General features: G+C 62.3%; 1 protein-coding gene. It reads right to left on the reverse strand.

The features are described from left to right. Positions 1 to 470, reverse strand: a 470-nt coding sequence (locus tag ACFFWD_RS25495) for a TfoX/Sxy family protein (RefSeq protein ID WP_376969765.1), incomplete at its 3' end; no start/stop codon positions are given. Between the last annotated feature and the right edge of the window lie 153 nt (positions 471 to 623).

Here is a 623-nt window from a genome sequence, read left to right on the forward strand (position 1 = left end):
GAGTGTTGGAAACCCAAACCTATCGGAAAGGACATGCTCACCGCCTCATGGTATCTACGCTGCGTCTTTGCGGTGGGCCTCTTCGCCATCGCCTTCTTGCTCGCTGCCTTCTCCACCACCGCCTTCGCCCTCCGCGCCCTCGGCCGCTTGCGCAGCGCGGCGCGTTGGGCGGCGGCCAGCGCCGACCTTGCCCAGACCGCAAGTTCCTCGGAATCGTCGAACAATCGTGCCGGCAGTTGCCAGTACGAATTCACCGTGACCGTTTTCGCCCGCGTCTGATACTGGAACGGCTTCGATCCCTCCGCCTCATATTGCGGAATGGTGTCGTCGTCGGCGCGGAAATAAAGCCCGGCGCGCAGCGCCAGCGCGAAATTGGTGCCGTCGGCGGAAATGCCGTAGCCGGAGAACATCCGGCGGATAGCCACCGGACCGAAATCGGCAAACAGGTCGATCAGGAATTCGCGGTCCATGTATCCACCGTCGTCCTGGCGCAGGCCGGGACCCATACCTCGCGGCCTTTCAGTCAGGCAGTATGGGCGACGATCCCGTCGACAATCAACAACGGTTGATGGGGTGGACGGCCCCCTACGGCATCAGTGTGCCAGAATGAGGTTGTGCAAATC

It is taken from the genome of Bradyrhizobium erythrophlei, from assembly GCF_042430365.1.
Taxonomy (GTDB): domain Bacteria; phylum Pseudomonadota; class Alphaproteobacteria; order Rhizobiales; family Xanthobacteraceae; genus Bradyrhizobium; species Bradyrhizobium erythrophlei.